This window comes from Achromobacter sp., assembly GCF_050285565.1.
Lineage (GTDB): Bacteria > Pseudomonadota > Gammaproteobacteria > Burkholderiales > Burkholderiaceae_B > Achromobacter.
Genome location: NZ_JBLZXG010000014.1, coordinates 92,497 through 106,820 on the forward strand (window position 1 = coordinate 92,497; position 14,324 = coordinate 106,820).

Consider the following 14,324-nt stretch of genomic DNA (forward strand, 5'->3'; position numbering starts at 1 on the left):
CTCTGCTCTGTCACTCAACAGTACTACATAACTGCAATTTGCGCAGCAACGCTGCGTCGGATATCAGGCGCTGCGGCGGCTGCGGCTGGCGACCTTGGTGGCGGCGTCGGCGGCATCCGTCGCGGCCTTGAAGGTCGCGTTGGCGGCGGCGTTCAGGTTCGACTCGGCGACTTCGGCGGCCTGCTTGGCGGCCTTGGTCAGCGAATCGTACGCGCTGTTGGCGGTGGCCAGCGAGGACTTGATCAGGGCGACGGCGCTTTCCGAACCCGTGGGGGCGTTCTTGGAGAACTGCTCGACGGCGTCGCTCAGTTGCTGCTGGCCTTCGGCGATCTGTTCTTCGGTCAGCTTGACCAGGTTGCCCTGCACGCCGGCGACGATGTCATACACGTGCTTGGTATAGGCCAGGGCCTTTTCGGCGCCCGGTTGCAGCAGGCCCGAGGCGAACGCCGCGGCTTCCTGGGGATCCTTCACGTCGGCGGCTTGCTGCGACTTCTGGGCGACTTCGTCCAGGGTGGCACGCACGACCTTCAGGTTCAGCTCGACCAGCTTTTCGAAGCCGGCGAACACGGCCGACTGGGCGGCCACGAAAGTGTTGATGCTGGCTTTTTGACGGTCCAGGACTTGTTGCGGGATAGCGCTCATAGAATTGCTCCTTTTAGGGGTAGCCGGAGGCTGTCCGGCAGGTAAGGATGGTGTCTGCGACGAAATAAGAAACGTGCGCGGAAACTGGTACTACAAGCTACCGCCGGCCCGTTTGATGCACTGCACAATTGATATTTTACGGGGCTGAAAAACCTTGTCAAGCAATATTGGTGCAATGCAATAACCGTTTGCACATTTACCGTGCAGCGCCGGGAGCCGATTTGATCCAGCACAAGGATTTCCCATGATCCGGGAAATACCGGACATGACGGCGTATCAATTCTTTTCTACACTGCTTGCACGCTGATGACAGCCAAATACAAACAATAAGTCAGCGGTCAAAAACACATCGCAGCAAGCAAAACCCTGCAATTGGAGACTCCATGACCCTCATCCCCCGCACGCTTTCGGCCCTGCTCGCGGCCAGCGCCATGCTCGCGGCCGGCGCCGCCCACGCGGAATATCCGGAACGCCCCATCAACATGGTGGTGCCTTTCGCCGCAGGCGGTCCGACGGACAACGTCGCGCGTTCGCTGGCCGAAGCCATGCGGCAGTCGCTGGGCCAGACCGTCGTAGTCGAAAACAAGGGAGGTGCGGGCGGCACCATCGGTACCACGCAGGTGGCCCGCTCGCAGCCGGACGGCTATTCCGTGCTGCTGATGCACGCCGGCTTCTCGACCGCTCCGTCCCTGTACAAGAATCCGGGGTACGACCCCTACAAGAGCTTCGAGCCCATCGGCCTGGTGGTCGACGTGCCGATGACCATCATCGCGCGCTCGGACTTCCCGCCCAACACCATCCAGGAACTGGCGGAATACGTCAAACAGAACAAGGACAAGGTCTCGCTGGCCAACGCCGGCATCGGCGCCGCCAGCCACCTGTGCGGCACCATGCTGGTCGAGGCGCTGGGCGTGCAGTTGCTGACCATCCCCTACAAGGGCACGGCGCCGGCCATGAACGACCTGCTGGGCAAGCAGGTCGACCTGATGTGCGACCAGACCACTAACACCACGCAGCAGATCGACGGCGGCAAGGTCAAGGCCTACGCGGTCACCAGCCTGAAGCGCGTGCCCACCCTGCCGAAGCTTCCGACCATGGACGAATCCGGCTTCAAGGGCTTCGAGGTCGGTATCTGGCATGGCATGTGGGTGCCGAAGGGCACGCCCAAGCCGGTGGTCGACAAGCTCGTCAAGAGCCTGCAGGCCGGCCTGGCGGATCCGAAGTTCCAGGAACGCATGAAGCAACTGGGCGCCACGGTGCTGACCAGTGAGGCCAACCCGCAGGCCCTGGACGCCAAGGTCAAGCAGCAGGTGCCGCAGTGGGCCGAGCTGTTCAAGAAGGCCGGCGTCGAACAGCAGTAAACCTGTGGCCAGGCCTCGCCGGGCGGGGCCTGCGCTGCGCGTCGCGCCTGGCCGGCATGGCCGGCGCGCCAAGGCACGTCAGCTGCGCATCGCCTCGGCCGCCATGCCCAGGCCATTGAAGCCGCTGGACACCGAGGGCTCGTAGCCGAGCGCTTCGGAAATGCTGGCGGCGGTATCCACCAACGCCTTGATCCAGTCGTCCTGCAGGCGCTCGGCCGGCGCCGAGATCGACAAGCCGGCCACCAGCTTGCCCGTGTCGTCGAAAATGCCGGCGGCGATGCAGCGCACACCCAACTCCAGTTCCTCGTTGTCGCGGGCGTAGCCATGGCGGCGCACCAGCGCCAGCTCCCGTTCGAGACGATCGAGATCGGTCAGGCTGTTGCGGGTGTGCCCGGCCAGGCCGGTACGCAGGGCATAGGCGCGCACCTGGCGCGCATCGGCGGTGGACAGGAACAGCTTGCCCGTGGAGGTCAGGTGCAGGGGCGCGCGGCCGCCGATGGCGCGCACCACTTGCATGCCCGAGCGCTCGCTCCAGGCGCGGTCGATGTAGACGATTTCGTCGCCCTGCTGCACCGACAGGTTGATGGTCTGCCCCGTCAGTTTGTGCAGCGAACGCATGGCGGCGATGGCCGCCTCGCGCACGTTGAGCCGCCCCTTGACCAGCGAGCCCAGCTCCAGCAGGCGCATACCGAGCTGGTACAGGCCGTTGTCCACCCGTTCGACATAGCGACCGACCACCAGGTCGTTCAGGATGCGGTGCGCGGTGGAGGCGTGCAGGCCGGTGGTCGCGGACAATTCCTTGAGCGTGACGGGATCGGGCTGCGCGGCTAGCGCGTCGAGCAGGCGCATGGCGCGCTCGATGACCTGAATCGCGATGGGATGGGCCGAGGCGCCATCGGTTTCGGCATCCAGGGCGTTGCGGGTGGAAGAAGGACGGGACATGGGACGGGAAAGGGGCTAGCGCGGCGCCACCGAAAGAAACCCTACTTGCGGCAACGCAGCAAACAGTTCTTTCCCGTATTGTGAAATTTGCCGAGCCATTTGGCAACCGATTTTTTGGCCGCCGAAACGGGGACGGCCCCCCGATTCGGCATGCCATGGCATCAGGCCGCGGGAGGCGCCAGCTTGCCGCCCAGGCGCAGCACCTCGGCCCGCAGGAACGCCAAGGCCTCGGCCGCCGCCTCGGGTTCGCCCTTCACCCCCAGGTCGATATGGGGCGTGCCGCCGGCCTCGCCGACGCTGGGCAGACTGAAGGCGCGCACCCCTGGCCAGCGGGTTTCGACGGTCTGCATGGCCGGCGTGATGCGCGATTCCGGCATGCTGAACACCAGGAAGGAATGTTCCGCGTGACGGTGCGTATGCTGCAACGCACGATAGCGCGTGTCCAGCGTCCATTCGAGCATTGGCCACGCCATCACGGGAAAGCCCGGCACGAAGGTGTGGTCGCGGATGAAAAAACCGGGGATGCGGTTGTACGGGTTGGGCACGATCTCGCAGCCCTCGGGAAACACCCCCATCTGCAGACGCTGCTGGTTCTCGGGCGCGCTCATGTCGGCCGTGCCCTGGCCCTTGGCCGCCATTTCCGCGGTACGCAGCGTGATCGCCTGCGCGGCTTCAGGATGCAGCGCCAGCGGCAGATCCAAGGCCGCGGCCGCCGCCTGCCGGGTGTGGTCATCGGGGGTGCCTCCGATGCCGCCACAGGAGAACACCACGTCGCCGCTGGCAAAGCTGCGCCGGTAGGCGGCCACCAGGGTGTCGCGGTCGTCCGGCAGGAACTCCGCCCAGCCCAGCTGCATGCCGCGCGCGCCGAGCAGTTCGACGACCTTGGAGAAATGCTTGTCCTGCCGGCGGCCTGAAAGGATTTCGTCGCCGACGATGATGAGGCCGATGCGGCGGGAGGCGGGTTCTGCTGCCATGTCCGGTTCCAGAGAAAGGGCGGTTGAAGGATTGGGGCGACGGCGCCGCGTCAGGCGACGTCGATGGTGCGTTCCTGGCGCAGGCGCTGCACCGCGTCCAGTCCGTAGTGCGCATAGACCAGCGCCGAGAACACCGGCAGGATAATCCACGCCGGCGGCAGCAGGTTGAGCAATGCGCAGATCAGCCCGATGATCCAGAAGCCGCCGTTGTTGCGCTCCAGGATGAGCTTGCGCTCGGCCGGGCTGGCGTGCTCGACGATGGCGTCGACCCGCATCATGCGCGAGAAGGCGAAGGTCCACCAGAAGACCGGCAGCACCAGGGCCATGGGCGGCACCAGCCACAAGGGCATGGTGAACAGCCAGCCCAGCACGAAGGCCCCGGACACCCAGACCGCGTTCCAGACACTGACCGTGGTGGCGAGCCGGCCCTGCCGGCTGAGGCCGGCGTATTCGCGCTGGCTCACGTGGCGCAGCACCAGCGGCATGACGAACACCGCCGCGATCGCCAGGCCCAGCACGCCGGACAGGGGCAGCAGAATCGACACCGCGACCAGCGGCACCAGGTAGAGCTTGAGCGAGAACAACCCCATTGCCAGCAGCCATTCATCGGTGCGATTGATGAAGTCCCAATGCGCGGCCTGGGCGGCGAGCCAGTCGGTCAGGGGGGTCCAGAACAGCCAGAACAGCAGCAAGGCGCCGACCAGCGCGATCAGGAAAGGCAGCAGCAGCGCGAACAGCATCGTCGGGTGGCATTGCGACACCAGGGCGCGCTTGAAGGCCTGCGCCACGCCCCCCATGCCGCGGGCAAAGCGGCTGGTGCCGGGGATTTCGGTATCAGGACGCAGGACGGGCATGGCGGCGAAAATGGAAGGTGATCATCCCGGGTATGATAGTCAAACACGCTTTCCCGCGCTCGTATGACATTACTGGTTCCCGGCTCCGATCTCACCGCCCTGCGCGCCCAACTGGCGGCCTCGCCCAAGGCCTGGTTGGTGGCCTGCTTCTGCGCCGCCTGGTGCGACACCTGCGAAGCATACAAGCCCAAGCTGCGGGCCTTGTCCAGCGCCCTGCCGCAGCACGTGTTCGCCTGGATCGACATCGAGGATCACGCCGACCTGCTGGGCGAGGTCGACATCGAAAACTTCCCGACGCTGCTGATCCAGATCGGCGAACGTGTCGTCTTCTATGGCCCGATGCTGCCGCACATCGGCCATCTTGAACGCCTGCTGGAAAGCCTGGACGAACACAGCCCGCCCGTCGCCGCGGCGCTGCCGGATCTGCCCAGGCTGCTGGCGGTCTGAGGCGGCGAAACCGCCCGCTCGGACACCGGTCCGGCGCGCGCGGCACCCTTCCCTGTCACTGCTGCAACAAGGCGCCTATGGCTTGCGCGGCTGCCCGCAGCAGCGGCACGATTTCCTGTACACGCGGCTGCGTCATGCGGTTGTGGGTCGCGGCCACCGTGACCGCCGCGAGCAGCAGGCCGCTCTCGCCATATACCGGCACGCCCAGCGCACTGATTCCTGGCACCGCCCGATTGGCGATGTGCGCATACCCCACCTTCAGCGCCAGCGCGCAATGGGCGCGAACGTCATCGGCATCCAGTTCGCCGTAGGCGCCCAGCCGTGGCGCGGTCGCCTCGATGATGCGGCGTTGCTCGGCGGCGGGTAACGCCGCCAGCAACGCGAGCCCGCCCGCGCTCACGCCCAGGGGTTGGCGGCTGCCCAGCGGCAGCGCCGGCGTCTGCACCGGATAGGTGCCCTGGATGCGGTTGATGCAGACGGCATCATCTCCGCTGCGCACGAAAAGAAAAGTCGTATCGCCGGTTCTGCGCGACAGGTCGGCCAACGTCGCCGTGCTGAGATCGCGGAGGTTGAAACGATGCGCCGCCGCCAATCCCAACTCGAACACCAGGGGACCCAGGCGATAGCGGCGGGTCGCGGCGTCCTGCACCGCCATGCCCTGGGCCACGAGCGCCTTGAGTAACCGATGCATGGTGGGCCGGGTCAGTTGCGCGGCTTGCGCCAGGTCGACCAGCCGCAATCCGGCATCGGCTTCGCGCGCCAGCAACTTGAGAACAAGCACGGCCCGGCTGACGCCCTGGGCACCGTCCACGAGCATGGGAGTGTCAGGCATGAGATTCCAATTAGTGGAATATTTTTTGGTTCTGTTGCGATCGAATTTATCGCAACGCTAGCATTTTTCGACAGTAGCCCATTCATTTCGTCAAACAGCCATGGCTTCCTTTAATTCCAAATAATGGAACGCCAGCGCGACCGATCTGATCCCTCACCCACGGAGCCTGTCGATGCCTTCCCCCGCCCCTGCCTGGTCCGCCCGCGATCGCGTTGCCTATGAACCTATCACCCAGCGCCGGCCCTTCGTGCTGCCGAACGGCGCTCGCGTCGCCGTCTGGACCATCGTCAACGTGGAAAACTGGCAACCGCAACAGGCCATGCCTCGCGCGGTTCTGCCGCCGCCCATGGGACAGCCGCTGCTGCCGGACATCCCGAACTGGTGCTGGCACGAATACGGCATGCGCGTCGGCTTCTGGCGATTTCTGGAGACCTTGGGCACGCGCGGGCTGAAGGCCACGCTGGCGGTGAACGGCAGCGCATGCCGCGAATACGCCCCCGCGTGCCAGGCGGCATTGGCAGCCGGCTGGGAATTCATGGGCCATGGCCATGTGCAACAGCCGATGCACCGGGTTGCGGATCAGGCCGGAGCCATACGCGACACGATCGCCGCCATTCGCGAATTCACGGGTCAGCCGCCACGGGGCTGGGAAAGCCCCGGTCTGACCGAAACCGAAGACACGATCGACCTGCTGGCCGCGGCCGGGATCGAATACGTGGCGGATTGGGTGCTGGACGACCAACCGGTGCCCATCAAGACCCGCACGGGCAGCATCCTGTCGGTGCCCTATACGGTCGAACTCAATGACGTCGTCATCTCCGCCGTCCAGCAACATCGCGCGGAAGAACTGCTGACGCGAGGCCGCGACCAGTTTGATCAACTCTACCGGGAGGGCGCCAGCATTCCCCGGGTGATGGCGATCTCGATCCATCCCTACCTCACCGGCGCCCCGCACCGGATCCGCTATCTGGCCGAACTCTACGACCACATCATGTCGCATCCGGATGTCCATCTGTGCACCGGCGGCGATCTCCTCGATATCTATCGGGCTCAGGCCTAGCCGGGAGCGAAACATGGCGCTCCCCCGCGTTCTTCTATTGGCCACCGGCGGCACCATCGCGATGATCGCCGGCGCCGACGGCGGCATTTCGCCGGCACTGGACGCCCATGCCCTGGCCGCGGCGGTACCGGCACTGGCGGAAGTGGCCGACCTTGAAGTCATCTCATTTTCCAACAAACCCGGCGCCTCCCTGACGCTGCAGGATCTGGTGCAATTGGCGACACGGATCGAGGTGGGTTACGCGCAGGGCTGCCAGGGCGCGGTGGTCGTGCAAGGCACCGATACCATCGACGAGACGGCATTCGCCCTGGAGTTGCTCGTCCGCGCGCCCCTTCCCGTGGTGGTAACCGGCGCCATGCGCGGGGCGGCCGCGCCGGGCGCCGACGGCCCCGCCAATCTGCTTGCGGCGGTCACGGTGGCCGCGACCCCGGCCGCGGCGGGCCTGGGTGTGCTGGTCGTGTTGGGCGATCAGGTGCATGCCGCCCGCCACGTTCAGAAATCCCACACCACGCAACCGTCGGCGTTCGCCTCGCCGGCTCTGGGACCGCTTGGCGAATTGCGGGAAGGCCGCTTGCGCTTGCAGGCGCGACTGACATCCTTGCCAGCGATCGCGTGGCCGGGCCGATGGCGCGACGCCCAGGTTGCGTTGCTGCGCATCGCGCTCGACGACGATGGCCGGATGATGACGGCCCTGCCCCGTCTCGGCTACCACGGCGCCGTCATCGAGGCGATGGGCGTCGGCCATGTGCCGGGGCCATTGGCGCCGCTGCTGGGCGAGTTGGCGACGCGCATGCCGGTGATTCTCAGCACGCGGGTCGCGGCGGGTCCGGTGCTGCGCGGGAGCTATGCCTTTCCGGGTTCCGAAAAGGATCTGCTGGCTCGCGGCCTGGTTGCCGGCGGCATGCTGGGCGGCTTGAAGGCCCGGTTGCTATTGCGCCTGCTGCTGGCGACGGGCATCGCGCCGGAGGATCTGCCCCGCGAATTCGCCCTTCGTTGCGATCCCCTCGATTAGCGGATTCAGCATTCATTCCTCGATCACGCATGACAAGGAGACTGCCATGCAAACACGTCGTTATGCCCTCGGGATGTTCGCGGTACTGCTTTTTTCCTATGTCATCAACGCTATCGACCGGCAATTGTTCTCCGTACTGGCCACCGATGTGCGCAGCGCCCTTGGCCTGACGTTGCCCGAGATCGGCCTGGCCTCGACGGTATTCACGCTGGGCATGGGCTTGGCCGGCATCCCCACCGGCTACCTGCTGGGCAGGATGTCGCGCAAGTCGGTCACTCTGATCGGACTGATTGTGTTTTCGGCGGCCACCGTGCTTACGGCCTACTCCCATGGCCTGCCGGATCTGTTGGCCTATCGGTTCATTTCCGGCCTGGGTGAAGCCATGCAGTTGACCGCGCTGCTCGCCATCGGCACGAGTTACTTCGTCCAGCACCGGGCGATGGCCGCGAGTTCGCTGAACTTCACTTTCGGCATTGGCGCCATCATCGGCCCCAATCTCGGCGCGGCGATCCTGGGCGCCACGCATTGGCAGATGCCCTTCATCGTGTTCGGACTGTCCGGGATCATCGCCGTTGGCCTGATTGTGCCCTTGGTCAAACCCTGGTTTTGCGAGGTGCAAGCCACGGACGGCGAGCGCATCGACGCGCAGCGCGGCCCGGCGACCGGCACCAGCCTGTGGGCGCGCACGCCCATCATGCTGGCCATCGCGACGGTATTCGCAGGCCTGTCGATCTATGGCTATTTGGGACTGTATCCCACCTATCTGCGCGAGGCGCTCGGCTTCAGTCCCAAGCAGGCCGCGGGCGCGGTCAGCGGCTACGGCCTGGGCGCGCTGCTGTCATTGCTCGGCGGTTGGTTGGGCGACCGCTACGATTACCGCAAGTTGCTGTTCGTCTCCCTGCTGCTCTCGGCCTTGAGCGGCGGCCTGCTGTTCACCGATCTGGGCAACTCGCCGGCCGCGCATGCCGCCATGTCATTCCTGTTCGGCGCCGCCATCAGCGGCATGGTGTATGCCAACCTGTCGGCGGGCATCATCAAATCCGTCGGCCGGAGCAAGGCGGCGCAGGCATCAGGATTGTTCGTGGCCAGCCTGTACGTGCCCGCGGCGTTCGCCGGCTACCTCCTGGGGCAATTGAAGCTGTCGATGGGCTGGACGCAGGCCGGCATCCTGCAGGTAACGGGCTGCGCGGTGCTGGCGGCGCTGTTCTCGATCGCTGCCGGCGCGCGCCGGCCAAGCCCCGCGCCCCCGACGCCGACCGGCGCGGCGTGAGAATCGGCCGCAAACAAAAAGCGCCCACGAAGGGCGCTTTTCCGGCACGTATCGCGACAGGCGACCGCGGAATCTACTTGCGGCTGCCGCCCAGCAACACGGCGAGCTGGCGCTTGGGCGCGGACCCATTGCCGCCCTGGCGCGGCGCCGGCTCTTCGGCGGCGGCCGCCGGCGCAGAGGGCTCGTAGGGCTTGAGGAAGAAATCGTCCACCGGCTGGCGCGCCGTGCCGCCCCCCGAGCGGCGGTCCGACGAACGGCCGCGCTCGCGGCCGCCATCGCGCGACGACGTGCCGCGCTCTTCGCGCCGGCCATGGCTGCGCGCGACCAGATCGGCCGGCAGTTCCAGGGTGCCGCGCGGCACTTCGCGCTTGATCAGTTTCTCGATGTCCAGCAGGAAACGCTCTTCGTCGGCGGTGAACAGCGCGATGGCCTCGCCCGAGGCGCCGGCACGGCCAGTACGGCCGATACGGTGCACGTAGTCTTCGGCGTTGTACGGCAGATCGTAGTTGATGACGCAGGGCACGCCGGCCACGTCCAGGCCGCGGGCGGCCACGTCGGTGGCGACCAGCACTTCGAGTTCGCCGGCCTTGAAGGCCTCAAGCGCCTTCATGCGATCGGCCTGGGTCTTGTCGCCGTGGATCGATTCGGCCTTGACGCCGTCGCGCTCGAGTTCGCGCGCCAGGCGCGCCGTGCCGATCTTGGTGTTCGAGAACACGATGACCTGATTCAGGCCGCGCGACTTCACCAGGTGCACCACCGCGGCGCGCTTCTGGTCGCCGCTCATCTTGTAGGCGATCTGGGTGATGGTGGTGGCCGTGGCGTTGCGCGCCGCGACTTCGATTTCCACCGGTTGATTCAGGTACGAACGGCCGAGCTTGCGGATCTCGTTGCTGAAGGTGGCCGAGAACAGCAGGCCCTGGCGCTGCGCGGGCAGCAAGCGGATGATGCGTTCGAGGTCTGGCAAAAAGCCCATGTCGAGCATGCGGTCGGCTTCGTCCAGCACCAGGATGCCGACCTGGCTCAGGTTGACGTTCTTCTGCTCGACGTGGTCGAGCAGGCGGCCGGGCGTGGCCACCAGCACTTCGCAGCCACGGCGCAGCGCTTCCTTCTGCGGACCGATGTCGACCCCGCCGAACACCACGGCCGAACGCAGCGGCGTCTGCTTGCTGTAGCGCTTCACGCTTTCATAGACCTGGTCGGCCAGTTCGCGCGTGGGCGTGAGGATCAGCGCGCGCACCGGATGGCGCGCGGGCGAGGCGCTGGTGTTGGCCAGCGGCATCAGGCGGTGCAGGATGGGCAGCGTGAACGCCGCCGTCTTGCCGGTGCCGGTCTGGGCCGCGCCCATGACATCGCGCCCTTCGACCACGACGGGAATGGCCTGCGCCTGGATCGGAGTGGGCGTGGTGTAGCCGGTTTCGGCGATCGATTGCAACAGCAGGGGATGCAGCCCGAAATCGGAAAACGTGGCCGTCGGCGCGGGCGCGGCGGCGGTGGGTGCTGCGGATTGAGTGGATTCAGTCATCAGGGTTAGGCAAGTACCGGGACCAGTGAAAAAGAACAAAACGAGAGTGCTGCGAGCACTGCACTGCATATGCATCGGGACAACCGGAACGCGCGCCACGCTCGCGCGGCCACGTGCGTTTCACCCCGGCGCGCAAACGCGTTACGGGCAATCAGCACCCTGCCTTGCAGGCCAGGTGGCGCATTCTGGTTTCGATACTTATGAGGGCAGTACCAGGCCCGGATTGCTGTGGATAACTTAATTTTAGCGCAGCCGGACGCCGGGGCGGTCAAGCCAGTGCCGGGGGGCGACTCCTTTGGCCTGGCGAAAGCTCTTGCTGAAGTGGCTGAGATTGGCGAATCCGGTGGCCAGCGCGGCCTCGGTGACGCGGGATCCGGCCTCCAGCATGGACGCGGCGGCCTCCAGCCGCACCGCCTTCAGGTAGGCATGGACGGAGCGCCCGGCCACCTGGGGAAAGCCGGCCTTGAGCTTTTTCTCGCTCAGCCCGACCTCGCGCGCCAGGCGCGACAGCGTCCATGCCTCGCCGTAGCGGGCCTCGATCAGGCGCCGGGCCTGCGCCAACTGGCGCCGTTCGCGGGCCGCCACCGGCGGCTCGCCGGCCGCGTCGCTCATGGTTTCGAGCACGATGGCCAGGGCTTCGAGCGCCTTGGCCCGCATGTAGAGGCGTCGCGCGGTGACGTCCTGGTGGCGGCAGTCGAGCACGTCGGCCGCCAGCCGCAGCAGGCCCGGCGGCGCTGGAAAGCCCGCCATCAACGAGCCCGTGGCCGGCACGCTGTGATCGAGCACGAAGGCGCCGCGCAATACCGCCAACGGCCTGCCCCCGGCGCGCAACAGCCCGGCGGGTGAATATCGAATGTCCACCAGCCGGACGGACTGCCCGCCCGGCATCTGGAAACGGCCGCGCGCCCCGCGCTCGCCGGTCTGCACCACGGCCATGCCCGGCCCTACCGCCAACGGCTCGCCCCCCTCGATCGACATGCGCGCGCGGCCATCCAGGAACACGGCGATGCAGAACATCGGCGGACCTTCGGCGTCGATGTCGAGCCCGATGGCGGGCGTGCCGTGCCAAGCCGTCAGGGCGAGATCCTCATCGCAGGCTTCCTGGCGCGACAGTGCCGTCCATTCGGTGGGAATCGCCACGGCGGGCAACAACGGGTGGCAGGCCCGGGCGGTTGGGCGGAAGGCGGTGCGCGTCATCGCGCCAGTGGCGAAATCCAAATTTAGACCCCGATTTGAACAACGGCGGGCCCGAAAACGTCAGCCGGGCATGGATTCAATGACAATAATTCTCATTAATGATTCTACCGAAAGCCCGGGCCGACAACATGACGCATGCGTTCCCTTTCCGACACACCGCACTGGCGGCCGCCCTGTGCGCGCTCGCCCTTCCCGCCGCCGCCCAGGGCGTCGGGGAGCTGGCTGCCATCACCGTCACCGCCAGCAAGCGCGAGCAGACGCTGAACGAATTCAACGGCGCCGCCGTGGTGGTGCCGGCTGACGCCCTGCACGCGGCGCAGGTCGACAACACCCTGCAACTGTCGCGCGTGCTGCCGGGCGTGCAGATGTCCAGCAGCGGTTCGTTCCTGTACCCGGTCATTTCGGTGCGCGGCATCACGTCGGCGCAGGATTTCTACAACCCGGCGTTGACCGTCTACGTCGACGGCGTGCCGCAATTGCCCACGTTCACCTCCCAATTGCTGACCGACGTCGACCGGGTCGAACTGCTGAAAGGGCCCCAGGGCACACTCTATGGCAAGAGCGCGATGGGCGGCGTGCTCAACATCGTCTCGCGCCAACCGGGCGACCAGCCCTATTTCCGTGCCAGCGCCGGCGTCGCCAGCCGCGATGGCTATCAGTTCAAGGCCAGCGGCGGCGGTCCCCTGGTCGAAAACCTGCTGTACGGCTCGATCACCGCCGCGGTGACCGACGCGCCGGGCCCGCTGTCCAATCCGGCCACCGGCGACCGCCACAGCGGCGGCGCGGCGGCCAACGCGGGCGCCGCGCGCCTGCGCCTGGCGCCAGCCGGCAGCCCCTGGGAACTGGGACTGGCCGTCAGCGGCGAATGCACCCGCGCCAGCCAGGACGCCTACGTACCGTTCGACGATCTGCACGGCGACCAGGCCTATGTCCGCGCCGGCATGCCGGCCGCGCTGGCGGATTTCTACCAGAAGCGCTGCGGAGGCAGCCAGTCCCTGACCGGCCGCTATGACTTCGACGGCTGGCGCCTGGACGCGGTGGCCGCCTGGCAGAACCTGCATTACGACCGCCACTTTCCCATTGGCCCCAGCTATTCCAGCCAACCCGAACGCTGGCGCCAGCAGGTGCAGGAACTACGGCTGTCGACAACCGGCACGCGCGCGGTCGACGGCGTTTTGGGCCTGTACCGCCAGCGCGTCACCCAATCGCGCACGGTCTGGAGCCAGATGCAGGGCGCGAGGCCGCTCGACACCTTCCAGGCCGATTCCCACAACACCAGCGAGTCTCTCGCCGCCTATGCCGACGCTACCTGGCACACCACCGAGGCGCTGGATCTGTCCGCCGGGCTGCGCTATTCGCGCGACAAGGCCGCCGCGCGCTACGGCGGCGCGTCGCTCAATTCGGCCACCCACGGCCTGGATCCGTTCGGCGGCTCGGGCTCCAGCGCGGGCCACAGCCTGCTGGGCAAGCTGTCCGCCGGCTACCGTCTGACATCCGCATGGCGTGTGTACGCCAATGTCGCGCAGGGCTACAAGCCGGGCGGCTACAACCTGGCGCCCTCCAATGCCGGGGATGCCCGTCCCTACGGCGAGGAAAAAGGCACCAGCTATGAAGTCGGCACCCGCGTCGACAGCGACGCGTTGCACCTGGCGGCCGCGGTCTATCGCAACGATATCCATGACGCGCAACTCTATGTCGGGGAAATGGGCAACCAGCATCTGCAGAATGTCGGCAACACACGCGCCACCGGGGTCGAGTTCGACCTGGGCTGGGACGTCTCCGCCCAATGGACCCTGGGCCTGGAGGGCTTCGTCAACCAGACCGCGTTCCGCGGCTTCAACGACGACTCCGCCTGCCCGGGATGCGGCGGCAACAAGGTGCCATTCTCGCCGCGCTATGGCCTGACCGCGAGCGCTCGTGGCCAATTCGACACAGGCATCGGGCGCCTGTCGCCGATGCTGGCCGTGCGGCGCCTCGGCACGCAGTTCTTCGACATCGGCAACAGCCTGCGGCAGTCCGCCTACACACTGGTCGATCTGAGTCTCGCCTGGCGCATCCGTCCGCAGGTCGAAGCCACGCTGTACGCCAACAACCTCACCGGCAGGCGCTATCGCACCTTCGCGTTTGTCGGGCCGATCGGCAAATTCGCGCAGGTCGACCCCGGCCGCACGCTGGGCCTGAACGTCGCCTTCGAGTATTAGGATCCCCGCC

General features: G+C 66.7%; 13 protein-coding genes. 6 read left to right on the plus strand and 7 right to left on the minus strand.

Translation table 11 applies throughout. The annotated features are described in order from the left end of the window. Positions 1-63: 63 nt before the first annotated feature. Positions 64-642, minus strand: coding sequence for a TIGR01841 family phasin (gene phaP, locus ACN6O8_RS24775; RefSeq protein ID WP_427993621.1), 579 nt, complete (start codon positions 640-642; stop codon positions 64-66). A gap of 383 nt (positions 643-1,025) precedes the next feature. Between phaP and ACN6O8_RS24780 the strand changes: the two genes are divergently transcribed. Continuing rightward, positions 1,026-2,003 carry a tripartite tricarboxylate transporter substrate binding protein BugD gene (locus ACN6O8_RS24780; RefSeq protein ID WP_427993622.1) on the plus strand — a complete coding sequence of 326 codons (978 nt, stop codon included), beginning with the start codon at positions 1,026-1,028 and terminating at the stop codon, positions 2,001-2,003. Between the two features lie 78 nt (positions 2,004-2,081). Here ACN6O8_RS24780 and ACN6O8_RS24785 read toward each other — a convergent pair whose 3' ends face one another. From ACN6O8_RS24785 to ACN6O8_RS24795, 3 genes are all read right to left on the minus strand, one after another. Then, on the minus strand, positions 2,082-2,945 hold the full coding sequence (locus tag ACN6O8_RS24785; RefSeq protein WP_427993623.1) for an IclR family transcriptional regulator: 864 nt from the start codon (positions 2,943-2,945) through the stop codon (positions 2,082-2,084). Between the two features lie 161 nt (positions 2,946-3,106). After that, positions 3,107-3,919 (minus strand): competence/damage-inducible protein A, encoded by an 813-nt coding sequence (locus tag ACN6O8_RS24790; RefSeq protein WP_427993624.1) that lies wholly within the window; start codon positions 3,917-3,919, stop codon positions 3,107-3,109. A 50-nt stretch (positions 3,920-3,969) separates the two neighbouring features. Next, a complete protein-coding gene (locus ACN6O8_RS24795; protein WP_427993625.1) occupies positions 3,970-4,773 on the minus strand; it encodes an EI24 domain-containing protein in 804 nt (267 codons plus the stop codon). Positions 4,774-4,836: 63 nt separating this feature from the next. Here ACN6O8_RS24795 and ACN6O8_RS24800 point away from each other — a divergent pair, with 63 nt between their 5' ends. Continuing rightward, complete coding sequence (locus ACN6O8_RS24800; RefSeq protein WP_427993626.1) at positions 4,837-5,220, plus strand: thioredoxin family protein; 384 nt, start codon at positions 4,837-4,839, stop codon at positions 5,218-5,220. 55 nt (positions 5,221-5,275) lie between these two features. On the opposite strand, the gene ACN6O8_RS24805 is transcribed toward ACN6O8_RS24800, so the two are convergent. Next, on the minus strand, positions 5,276-6,052 hold the full coding sequence (locus ACN6O8_RS24805) for an IclR family transcriptional regulator (RefSeq protein ID WP_427993627.1): 777 nt from the start codon (positions 6,050-6,052) through the stop codon (positions 5,276-5,278). A 172-nt stretch (positions 6,053-6,224) separates the two neighbouring features. Here ACN6O8_RS24805 and ACN6O8_RS24810 point away from each other — a divergent pair, with 172 nt between their 5' ends. The 3 genes from ACN6O8_RS24810 to ACN6O8_RS24820 are packed head-to-tail and all read left to right on the plus strand — an operon-like array spanning position 6,225 to position 9,394. Beyond that, positions 6,225-7,112 (plus strand): polysaccharide deacetylase family protein, encoded by an 888-nt coding sequence (locus tag ACN6O8_RS24810; RefSeq protein WP_427993628.1) that lies wholly within the window; start codon positions 6,225-6,227, stop codon positions 7,110-7,112. Positions 7,113-7,125: 13 nt separating this feature from the next. Continuing rightward, entirely contained in the window at positions 7,126-8,124 is a 999-nt protein-coding gene (locus tag ACN6O8_RS24815) for an asparaginase (protein WP_427993629.1), read from the plus strand. A 46-nt stretch (positions 8,125-8,170) separates the two neighbouring features. Then, on the plus strand, positions 8,171-9,394 hold the full coding sequence (locus tag ACN6O8_RS24820) for an MFS transporter (protein ID WP_427993630.1): 1,224 nt from the start codon (positions 8,171-8,173) through the stop codon (positions 9,392-9,394). Positions 9,395-9,467: 73 nt separating this feature from the next. Here ACN6O8_RS24820 and ACN6O8_RS24825 read toward each other — a convergent pair whose 3' ends face one another. Beyond that, positions 9,468-10,916, minus strand: coding sequence for a DEAD/DEAH box helicase (locus tag ACN6O8_RS24825; protein WP_427993631.1), 1,449 nt, complete (start codon positions 10,914-10,916; stop codon positions 9,468-9,470). A gap of 243 nt (positions 10,917-11,159) precedes the next feature. Then, positions 11,160-12,113, minus strand: coding sequence for a helix-turn-helix transcriptional regulator (locus ACN6O8_RS24830; RefSeq protein ID WP_427993632.1), 954 nt, complete (start codon positions 12,111-12,113; stop codon positions 11,160-11,162). A gap of 98 nt (positions 12,114-12,211) precedes the next feature. Here ACN6O8_RS24830 and ACN6O8_RS24835 point away from each other — a divergent pair, with 98 nt between their 5' ends. Next, positions 12,212-14,314: a TonB-dependent receptor gene (locus tag ACN6O8_RS24835; protein WP_427993633.1), complete on the plus strand. Its 2,103-nt coding sequence runs from the start codon at positions 12,212-12,214 to the stop codon at positions 14,312-14,314. The last annotated feature ends 10 nt before the right edge of the window (positions 14,315-14,324 follow it).

What these genes read in the sequence shown, in the direction of transcription:
- phaP (WP_427993621.1), bottom strand. Translation starts at nt 642, where the DNA reads ATGAGCGCTATCCCGCAACAAGTCCTGGACCGTCAAAAAGCCAGCATC.
- ACN6O8_RS24780 (WP_427993622.1), top strand. Translation starts at nt 1,026, where the DNA reads ATGACCCTCATCCCCCGCACGCTTTCGGCCCTGCTCGCGGCCAGCGCC.
- ACN6O8_RS24785 (WP_427993623.1), bottom strand. Translation starts at nt 2,945, where the DNA reads ATGTCCCGTCCTTCTTCCACCCGCAACGCCCTGGATGCCGAAACCGAT.
- ACN6O8_RS24790 (WP_427993624.1), bottom strand. Translation starts at nt 3,919, where the DNA reads ATGGCAGCAGAACCCGCCTCCCGCCGCATCGGCCTCATCATCGTCGGC.
- ACN6O8_RS24795 (WP_427993625.1), bottom strand. Translation starts at nt 4,773, where the DNA reads ATGCCCGTCCTGCGTCCTGATACCGAAATCCCCGGCACCAGCCGCTTT.
- ACN6O8_RS24800 (WP_427993626.1), top strand. Translation starts at nt 4,837, where the DNA reads ATGACATTACTGGTTCCCGGCTCCGATCTCACCGCCCTGCGCGCCCAA.
- ACN6O8_RS24805 (WP_427993627.1), bottom strand. Translation starts at nt 6,052, where the DNA reads ATGCCTGACACTCCCATGCTCGTGGACGGTGCCCAGGGCGTCAGCCGG.
- ACN6O8_RS24810 (WP_427993628.1), top strand. Translation starts at nt 6,225, where the DNA reads ATGCCTTCCCCCGCCCCTGCCTGGTCCGCCCGCGATCGCGTTGCCTAT.
- ACN6O8_RS24815 (WP_427993629.1), top strand. Translation starts at nt 7,126, where the DNA reads ATGGCGCTCCCCCGCGTTCTTCTATTGGCCACCGGCGGCACCATCGCG.
- ACN6O8_RS24820 (WP_427993630.1), top strand. Translation starts at nt 8,171, where the DNA reads ATGCAAACACGTCGTTATGCCCTCGGGATGTTCGCGGTACTGCTTTTT.
- ACN6O8_RS24825 (WP_427993631.1), bottom strand. Translation starts at nt 10,916, where the DNA reads ATGACTGAATCCACTCAATCCGCAGCACCCACCGCCGCCGCGCCCGCG.
- ACN6O8_RS24830 (WP_427993632.1), bottom strand. Translation starts at nt 12,113, where the DNA reads ATGACGCGCACCGCCTTCCGCCCAACCGCCCGGGCCTGCCACCCGTTG.
- ACN6O8_RS24835 (WP_427993633.1), top strand. Translation starts at nt 12,212, where the DNA reads ATGATTCTACCGAAAGCCCGGGCCGACAACATGACGCATGCGTTCCCT.